Source organism: Azonexus sp., from assembly GCF_036170495.1.
Classification (GTDB): Bacteria; Pseudomonadota; Gammaproteobacteria; order Burkholderiales; family Rhodocyclaceae; genus Azonexus.
In genome coordinates this window covers 1-7,733 of sequence record NZ_JAVHPH010000489.1, presented here as the reverse complement: position 1 = coordinate 7,733, position 7,733 = coordinate 1, and the positions used below count along the sequence as shown (strand labels likewise).

Annotated in this window: 11 protein-coding genes; 10 read left to right on the top strand and 1 reads right to left on the bottom strand. The window is 61.8% G+C overall.

The features are described from left to right. The 8 genes from ADADOO_RS17675 to ruvB all read left to right on the top strand — a co-directional run. Positions 1-404: YebC/PmpR family DNA-binding transcriptional regulator (locus ADADOO_RS17675; RefSeq protein ID WP_511278835.1), on the top strand; the 404-nt coding region annotated here is incomplete at its 5' end. Positions 405-476: 72 nt separating this feature from the next. After that, positions 477-953, top strand: a complete 477-nt coding sequence (locus tag ADADOO_RS17670) for a hypothetical protein (protein ID WP_511278834.1) — start codon at positions 477-479, stop codon at positions 951-953. Positions 954-982: 29 nt separating this feature from the next. Beyond that, on the top strand, positions 983-1,489 hold the full coding sequence (locus tag ADADOO_RS17665) for a 3'-5' exonuclease (protein WP_511278833.1): 507 nt from the start codon (positions 983-985) through the stop codon (positions 1,487-1,489). A 6-nt stretch (positions 1,490-1,495) separates the two neighbouring features. Continuing rightward, positions 1,496-1,693: a hypothetical protein gene (locus ADADOO_RS17660; protein WP_511278832.1), complete on the top strand. Its 198-nt coding sequence runs from the start codon at positions 1,496-1,498 to the stop codon at positions 1,691-1,693. Beyond that, positions 1,690-2,229, top strand: a complete 540-nt coding sequence (gene ruvC, locus ADADOO_RS17655; protein ID WP_511278831.1) for a crossover junction endodeoxyribonuclease RuvC — start codon at positions 1,690-1,692, stop codon at positions 2,227-2,229. The genes ADADOO_RS17660 and ruvC overlap by 4 nt, the downstream gene beginning before the upstream one ends. A 34-nt stretch (positions 2,230-2,263) precedes the next feature. Then, positions 2,264-2,845 (top strand): Holliday junction branch migration protein RuvA, encoded by a 582-nt coding sequence (ruvA, locus tag ADADOO_RS17650; protein ID WP_511278830.1) that lies wholly within the window; start codon positions 2,264-2,266, stop codon positions 2,843-2,845. Beyond that, on the top strand, positions 2,845-3,900 hold the full coding sequence (locus ADADOO_RS17645) for an AI-2E family transporter (RefSeq protein WP_511278829.1): 1,056 nt from the start codon (positions 2,845-2,847) through the stop codon (positions 3,898-3,900). Before ruvA ends, ADADOO_RS17645 begins: the two co-directional genes overlap by 1 nt. Then, positions 3,897-4,970: a Holliday junction branch migration DNA helicase RuvB gene (gene ruvB, locus ADADOO_RS17640; protein ID WP_511278828.1), complete on the top strand. Its 1,074-nt coding sequence runs from the start codon at positions 3,897-3,899 to the stop codon at positions 4,968-4,970. The genes ADADOO_RS17645 and ruvB overlap by 4 nt, the downstream gene beginning before the upstream one ends. Here ruvB and ADADOO_RS17635 read toward each other — a convergent pair whose 3' ends face one another. Beyond that, entirely contained in the window at positions 4,971-6,455 is a 1,485-nt protein-coding gene (locus ADADOO_RS17635; protein WP_511278827.1) for a sensor domain-containing diguanylate cyclase, read from the bottom strand. Between the two features lie 125 nt (positions 6,456-6,580). Here ADADOO_RS17635 and ybgC point away from each other — a divergent pair, with 125 nt between their 5' ends. Further along, a complete protein-coding gene (gene ybgC / locus ADADOO_RS17630) occupies positions 6,581-7,003 on the top strand; it encodes a tol-pal system-associated acyl-CoA thioesterase (RefSeq protein WP_511278826.1) in 423 nt (140 codons plus the stop codon). Further along, entirely contained in the window at positions 7,000-7,677 is a 678-nt protein-coding gene (gene tolQ, locus ADADOO_RS17625) for a protein TolQ (RefSeq protein ID WP_511278824.1), read from the top strand. The genes ybgC and tolQ overlap by 4 nt, the downstream gene beginning before the upstream one ends. Positions 7,678-7,733 lie beyond the last annotated feature (56 nt).

The following is a 7,733-nucleotide window of genomic DNA, read 5'->3' as shown; positions in this document are numbered from 1 at the left end:
GCACGGTGGCCGAAGTTCGCCACGCCTTTTCCAAGTTCGGCGGCAACATGGGTTCCGACGGTTGCGTCGCCTTCCAGTTCAAGCATGTCGGTCAGCTAATTTTCGCCCCAGGTACTGACGAAGCGGCGCTCATGGATGCCGCCATCGAGGCCGGTGCCGACGACGTGGCGACCAATGACGACGGCTCGATTGAAGTGATCACCCCGCCGAACGACTACATGGCGGTCAAGGATGCGCTCGAAGCCGCCGGCTTCAAGTCGGAGTTCGGCGAAGTGACGATGAAGCCAGAAGGCGAAAACGTCTTTGCCGGCGAAGAAGGCGTCAAGATGCAGAAGCTCCTCGATGCGCTGGAAAACCTCGACGACGTGCAGGAAATTTACACCACGGCCGTCATCGAAGACTGACGTGCCGCGAGGTGCGTCGCCCTCGGGTGGTGCGCCTCGACCCCGCCTTGCCGAAGCAGCTAAAGGACTTCCATGAATCTTCGTTCGCTTGCCCTTGCCCTGTTCGCTGCCACGCTGAATCTTTCGGCCTACGCCGGCCAGTTGGCCTGCCCCGAACTGGCCGCCGCCGTCCAGGTCAATGCCTGCCCGAGCGAAGAAGAGCTCAAATTTACCTACAACGGTTATTGCAGCGACAACGCCAAGGCCTATGCCAATCAGACCGATTCATGCGTTCGCTACGAAGACTATCGCCAGATGAAGAACACGGCGCGCTGGGAATCGAAAGATGGCGTCTTCGACGGCTATGTCTCCTGCGATCTGCCGGCCGACAAGGTCAAGGCGCTCAAGGCAACGAGCGTGAAGGTCGTGGCGCAGGGCAAGCTGACCAAGCTGGTGTGCGGCTACCCGAGCGGGATCAATTTCACCTACCGAACAAAAGGCGGCTGCACGCTGCTCGATGAAAAAGCCTGCGCCGCTGATGCGGCCCACTGCCAGGCGAGCTGCGACTGAACCCTGAGACGCCCTGGGCGTGGCAGGCCATGACCTTGCCCGTCATCATCGACATCGAAGCCTCGGGCTTCGGCAAGGGCAGTTATCCGATCGAGATCGGCTATTTCATGCCGGACGGCAGCTCGTTCTGCACGCTGATCCGCCCGGAAGCAAGCTGGACGCATTGGGACAGTTCGGCTGAGGCGGTGCATGGCATCGCCCGCGAACAACTGGCCAGCCACGGCAAACCGGCCGTCGATGTTTGCCTGGCGCTCAATCGCAGCCTGCGTGGCCAGCGTGTTTATTGCGATGCCTGGTCCTACGATTATGTCTGGCTCAACGTGATGTACGACGCGGCCGATCTGGTGCCCTCGTTCGAGCTGCGTGACTTGCGCGAGCTGCTTGGCGAGTGCGAAAAGGCCCTGTGGCACACCACTCGGGCAGCGGTTGAAGTGCGGCTGGCGCTGCGTCGGCACCGGGCCAGCGGCGACGCGCGAACCCTGTTTGAAACCCTGCTCGAAGCCCGTCGGCAATGCACCGGCGATCTGACAGTCTGATCAGCCATGCAACGCTTCTACCCCCAGCTTTTTGTCTTCCTGTGGAGCACCGGCTTCATCGGTGCTATCAGCCTGCTCAACCTGAGGCCGCCGACAACTGCCCTCGTTGCCCATTTCATTTTTGGCGAAAATTTGACGTTGACCGTAGCATTCGGCATGGCCGTGGCCGTGCGCGGCGTTTATCTGGTGGCGAGGACGAAATGAGCAGCACCACACCGCGTATTCTGGGTATTGACCCCGGTTTGCGGATCACCGGCTTTGGTGTCATCGAAATGCATGGCAACAAGCTCGTTTATGTCGCCAGCGGCTGCATCAAGTCGAACGACAAGGAATCGCTGCCCGACCGCATCAAGACGCTGTTCGCCGGGATCAGCGAAGTCATTGCCACCTACGCGCCGAATCAGGCGGCGGTGGAAAAGGTCTTCGTCAACGTCAATCCGCAATCGACTCTGCTGCTTGGCCAGGCCCGTGGCGCGGCGCTCAGTGCGCTGGTCCATGCCGGTTTGCCGGTGGCCGAATACACGGCGCTACAGACCAAGCAGGCCGTCGTCGGCCACGGCAAGGCGACCAAGGAACAGGTCCAGGCCATGGTTATCCGGCTGCTCAACCTGCCCGGCGCACCGACCGCCGATGCCGCCGATGCACTGGCCTGCGCTATCTGCCACGCCCATGGCGGGCAAGGTCTGGGGGCGCTGGCGACGGCCGGCTATCGCGTTCGTGGCGGGCGGCTGGTAGGATGAGAACCTGTTTGAACATACAGTATCAGGATCGCCCATGATTGGAAGACTGACCGGCCTGATCGCCGAAAAGAACCCGCCGCAGATCGTGCTCGACCTCAACGGCGTCGGCTACGAGCTCGATGTACCGATGAGCACCTTCTACAACCTGCCGGCCAATGGCGAGAAGGTCACGCTGCTCACCCACTTCGCGGTGCGCGAGGACGGTCATTTTCTCTACGGTTTCCTGACTGAAGCCGAGCGCTTCGCTTTCCGCCAACTGCTTAAAGTTTCCGGCATCGGCGCCCGCACCGCGCTGTCCGTGCTCTCCGGTCTGTCGGTCAATGATCTGGCGGCGGCGGTGGCGCAGCAGGAACTTGGCCGGTTGATCAAGGTGCCCGGCATCGGCAAGAAGACCGCCGAGCGCCTGCTTCTCGAACTCAAAGGCAAGCTGGCCGACACCATCGGCGGCGTCTCGCTGCATGCGGCGGTCGACGACGCCAAACAGGATATTTCCAATGCCCTGCTCGCCCTCGGCTACAACGAGAAGGAAGCGGCCACGGCAATGAAGCAATTGCCCGCCGACATCGGCACCTCGGATGGCATCCGGGCGGCCCTCAAACTGCTGTCGAAGGTCTGATGATCGAAGAAAACGATCCCAAGCGAATGGCGCAAATCGCGCTGGTGGTGCTCCTCATCATCGGCTGCATCGCGCTTCTGCTGCCCTTCATCGGCGCCGTGCTGTTCGCCTTCGTCGTCTGGATGTGCACCTGGCCTTTCTACGCTGACAAGCTGCTGCCGCGACTGGGAGGGCGCAACACACTGGGTGCCTCCTTCATGACGCTGGCGCTGGTTCTCGTCATGCTTCTGCCGACACTGTTCCTGGCCGGCTCGCTGGCCAACGGCGCCGACAACCTGATCGATTTCCTCAAGCCCTATATCGAACAAGGACTGCCGGCAGAGCCGCCGGGCTGGCTGAGCGGCCTGCCATTCGTCGGTACGGAAATCGAGACCAGCTGGCATCGGCTGGCCGGCAATCGCGAGGAACTCAATGGGCTGGTCAAGCAGATGATCGCCCCGGCCCGCCAGTTCGCCTTGGCGCTCGGCGGCATCGCCGCCAACGGCTTGCTGCAGCTGGCGCTGGTTCTTTTCGTGACCTTCTTTCTCTATCGCGACGGCGCGGCGATCAGCAAGGCGCTCTACCTCGGCGCCCGCAAGCTGGGCGGCGAACTGGGCGAGAACATGATGGACAAGGCGCGCGGCACGGTTGTCGGCGTGATGCTCGGCATCGTCGGCACGGCGGCGGCACAGGGCACGGTGGCCATGATCGGCTTCCTGGTAGCCGGCGTTCCCGCCGCCATGCTGCTCGGTTTCGCCACCTTCTTCCTGTCGATGATCCCGGTCGGCCCGCCGCTGATCTGGGGCGGCGCGGCGGCCTGGCTGTACAGCGAAGGCCAGACCGGCTGGGCGATTTTCATGGTGCTCTACGGCCTGCTCGTGATCAGCAGCATCGACAATTTCGTCAAACCGATCCTGATCGCCCGCGGCGCCGGCATTTCCATCTTGCTCATCGCGCTCGGTGTGCTCGGCGGCGTACTGGTCTTCGGCTTCATTGGCATCTTTCTCGGCCCGGTCTTGCTGGCGCTCGGCGACATGCTGCTGCAGCGCTGGCTTCGTGAGGAACCCCACGCATGATCGAAACCGACAAACTGAGTCCCGGCGCGATTCCCACGGTCGACCGGATCATTGCCCCAAATTCCAAATCGGCCCAGGAGGAAGCGCTCGAACGCGCCCTGCGCCCCAAGCGGCTGGCCGACTACACCGGTCAGGTGAAAATCCGCGAACAGCTTGAAATCTTCATTCAGGCGGCGCGTAACCGCAGCGAATCGCTCGACCACGTGCTGCTCTTCGGCCCGCCGGGGCTGGGCAAGACGACGCTGGCCCACATCGTCGCCGCCGAAATGGGCGTCAACCTGCGCCAGACTTCCGGCCCGGTCCTCGAACGGGCGGGCGATCTCGCTGCCATCCTGACCAATCTCGAACCGCACGACGTGCTGTTCATCGACGAAATCCATCGCCTGAGTCCAGTCGTTGAGGAAATCCTCTACCCGGCGCTCGAAGACTTCCAGATCGACATCATGATCGGCGAAGGCCCGGCCGCTCGCTCGGTCAAGCTCGATCTGCCGCCGTTCACGCTGGTCGGCGCGACAACGCGGGCCGGCATGCTGACCAACCCGCTGCGCGACCGCTTCGGCATCGTCGCCCGCCTGGAGTTCTACACGGCGGAAGAGCTGCGGAGCATCGTCAGCCGCTCCGCCGCGTTGCTCAACGCACCGATCGACCTGGAAGGCGCCTTCGAAATCGCCAAACGCTCGCGTGGCACGCCGCGCATCGCCAACCGCCTGCTCCGTCGCGTCCGCGACTACGCCGAGGTCAAGGCCGATGGCAACATCACGCGTCGCGTCGCTGACAACGCGCTGGTCATGCTCGACGTCGATTCGGCCGGGCTCGACATCATGGACCGCAAGCTGCTGTCGGCCATCATCGACAAATTCGGCGGTGGCCCGGTCGGCGTGGACAACATTGCCGCCGCCATCGGCGAAGCGCGCGACACCATCGAGGACGTGCTCGAACCCTATCTGATCCAGCAAGGCTACCTGCAGCGCACCCTGCGCGGCCGCATCGCGACGCCCGCCGTCTATCGCCACCTCGGTCTGGCCGAGCCGGCCAGTGCGGTCGTTCGCGACCTGCTGGCCGATAGCTGATCAGGCTACGTTGTCGCTCGGGACGGACTCCGCCCCGGCCAGGCAGACGCGATTGCGTCCGGCAGCCTTGGCCGCATAGAGCGCCGTATCGGCCCGGCTCACCGTATGGTCGGTGGACTCGGTGCCGTCGAACTGGGCAACGCCGACGCAGATTGACACCCGAATCGCCGGCGTGTGCGGACAAGGGATGCTCTCCGCCACGGCCTGCCGAAGTTTTTCGGCGATCTGCCGACCCTCTTCGGCGGCGCAGCCGGGCAGCACCATGAGAAATTCTTCGCCCCCCCAACGCACAGCGAAATCGGCGGAGCGCAGCGTCGACCGTAGCTGGTGCGCGACGCTGGTCAGCACCTCGTCGCCAACGCGGTGGCCATAACGGTCGTTGATGCTTTTGAAGTGGTCGACGTCGGCGAGCAGGACGGTGATGGCTTGGGGATTGCGCCGATAGTTGGCCATCAATTTGTCGATCAGGATGCTGAAGGCGTGGCGATTGAGCAGGCCGGTCAGCTTGTCGGTCGACGCCATTTCCTCGATTTTCGACTGGTAGCGGCCAAGAGCGAGGTAGGTCAGGAAAATGACGACCAGCGTGACGGCCAGGCTGATCGCCAGATTGACGTACAGCGTTCGGCGAATGCCGGCCAGCGAAACGTCTTCGTTTTGTTCGACGAACAGATACCACTTGAGTTCGGAGACGTAATTGACGTTGAGAATGTGGTTGTCGCCGCCATCGAGGAACTGATACGAGCCGCTGCGTTCGGCCAGGATGCGGTCAAGGATCGCGGCCAGCCCCGGTTGGCTGCGCAGATCAGGCGCCTGGCCTTTCAGGCCGCCATGGAGGACAACGTGACCGGTGGCGTCGGTAAAGTAAATGGTGCGCTGGAAGCGGGCCTGGTATTCCTGGATCAGGCGGCGAACTGAATCGACGGTGAGGCCGATGCCGGTGGCGCCGATGTATTGCCCGGCAAAATCGGAAACGCGGTAATTGATGAAAATGGTCAGCTTGTCGTCGTTGGCCAGATCGGGATCGACGTTGATTTCGTAGTCGTCCCGCATATTGCGGACCCGGTAGTACCAGGCATCGCGCGGCTCGCCTTCGGACACCTGCTTGAAAGCGCCGTCGCCGGTGTAGTAATTCGCGGTCTTTTCGGAGACGAAGAAGCTGCTGAAGGCGTTGTTGCGCAGTTTAACCTCAGCCAGATAACGGGCTAATTCGCGGTCATCCTTCTCGCCGCGGAGTACCCAATCGCGCAAGAAAGTGTCGTGGGCCATGGTCGACGAAATGAGAACGGGCCGGACCAGATCCTTCTGAATCTCTGAATAGATGTTGCTGGAAGTTAGCGGCAGATCCTGGCCGATGATGGCGCTGCGGATAGCTTCCTTGGAGACGAAATAGCCGAACAGCGTTGTGGCGAAAAAACCGGCACTGAGGAGCAGGCTCAAGAGCAGGATCAGGCTGCGTCGATCACTGATTTTTAAATGGCGGGGCATGGCGCCAATTATGTGGGACGGTGCCCGGGAATACCATGAATTCGCGTGGTTTTGTTGGCGAAAAAGTGTTGTTCTGGAAACAGATCGTTACAAAAAAATGCTGCGGCGCAAGGTAAAATCCCGGGATGAAATTCGAGCCGAAATCCAACGCCTTCACCATTCCCGTCCGCGTTTATTACGAGGATACGGATGCCGGCGGCGTCGTTTACTACGCCAATTACCTCAAATTCTTCGAACGCTGCCGCACCGAGTGGATGCGTTTTGCCGGCCATGACCAGTCGGCGCTGGCCGCTGAAGCCGGCATCGGTTTCGTCGCCCGCAAGGCGAGCTGTGAGTATTTGAAGCCGGCTCGCCTCGACGACGAACTGATCGTCGGCCTCGAAGTCGAAAAACTGACCCGCGTCCGTGTCGTATTCCGCCAGCACGTCCGCCGCGGCGACGTCGAACTGGTCACCGGCACCGTCGAAATCGCCTGCGTCAACATGGCGACCATGACGCCCTCCGCCATCCCCGATTTCCTGCACAGCAAACTGGAAGCGCTTAAATGAACGTCACCCAGGATCTTTCCATCCTTCACCTCATCCTCCAGGCCAGCGCGGTCGTTCAGGCCGTCATGGCCTTGCTCGCTGGCGTCTCGTTCATGTCCTGGTACTACATTTTCATGAAGATGTTTGCCGTCAAGCAGGCGCGGGCCAAGACCGAAAATTTCGAGCGCGATTTCTGGTCCGGCGGTGACCTCAACAACCTGTTCAACAGCGCGGTCAATGACCGCCATCAGGCTGGTTCGATGGAGCGCATCTTCGAAGCTGGCTTCCGCGAGTTCACCAAGCTGCGCGGCCAGAAGAACCTCGAATCCAAGGACATCGTCGACGGCTCGCGCCGCGCCATGCGCGCCACTTTTCAGCGCGAGATGGATTCCCTTGAAGCGCACCTTGCCTTCCTTGCCTCGGTCGGTTCGGTCAGCCCCTACATCGGCCTGTTTGGCACCGTCTGGGGCATCATGCACGCCTTCCGTGGCCTCTCCAACGTCGGCCAGGCGACGCTCGCCTCGGTTGCGCCGGGTATCGCCGAAGCGCTCGTCGCCACGGCCATCGGCCTGTTCGCAGCCATCCCGGCCGTCCTTGCCTACAACCGCTTTTCGCATGACATCGACCGTCTGGCGACACGCTACGAGTCGTTCATGGAGGAATTCTCCAATATCCTCCAGCGGCAGATGAGATAGGGCCATGCGCCAGCGTCGTCTAAAAAGCGAAATCAACGTCGTTCCCTACATCGACG

Bases quoted from the DNA above. Each gene is read 5' to 3' on its own strand.
- ADADOO_RS17660 (WP_511278832.1), top strand. From the start codon at position 1,496: ATGCAACGCTTCTACCCCCAGCTTTTTGTCTTCCTGTGGAGCACCGGC.
- ADADOO_RS17645 (WP_511278829.1), top strand. From the start codon at position 2,845: ATGATCGAAGAAAACGATCCCAAGCGAATGGCGCAAATCGCGCTGGTG.
- ruvA (WP_511278830.1), top strand. From the start codon at position 2,264: ATGATTGGAAGACTGACCGGCCTGATCGCCGAAAAGAACCCGCCGCAG.
- ruvC (WP_511278831.1), top strand. From the start codon at position 1,690: ATGAGCAGCACCACACCGCGTATTCTGGGTATTGACCCCGGTTTGCGG.
- ADADOO_RS17635 (WP_511278827.1), bottom strand. From the start codon at position 6,455: ATGCCCCGCCATTTAAAAATCAGTGATCGACGCAGCCTGATCCTGCTC.
- ADADOO_RS17670 (WP_511278834.1), top strand. From the start codon at position 477: ATGAATCTTCGTTCGCTTGCCCTTGCCCTGTTCGCTGCCACGCTGAAT.
- tolQ (WP_511278824.1), top strand. From the start codon at position 7,000: ATGAACGTCACCCAGGATCTTTCCATCCTTCACCTCATCCTCCAGGCC.
- ruvB (WP_511278828.1), top strand. From the start codon at position 3,897: ATGATCGAAACCGACAAACTGAGTCCCGGCGCGATTCCCACGGTCGAC.
- ybgC (WP_511278826.1), top strand. From the start codon at position 6,581: ATGAAATTCGAGCCGAAATCCAACGCCTTCACCATTCCCGTCCGCGTT.
- ADADOO_RS17665 (WP_511278833.1), top strand. From the start codon at position 983: ATGACCTTGCCCGTCATCATCGACATCGAAGCCTCGGGCTTCGGCAAG.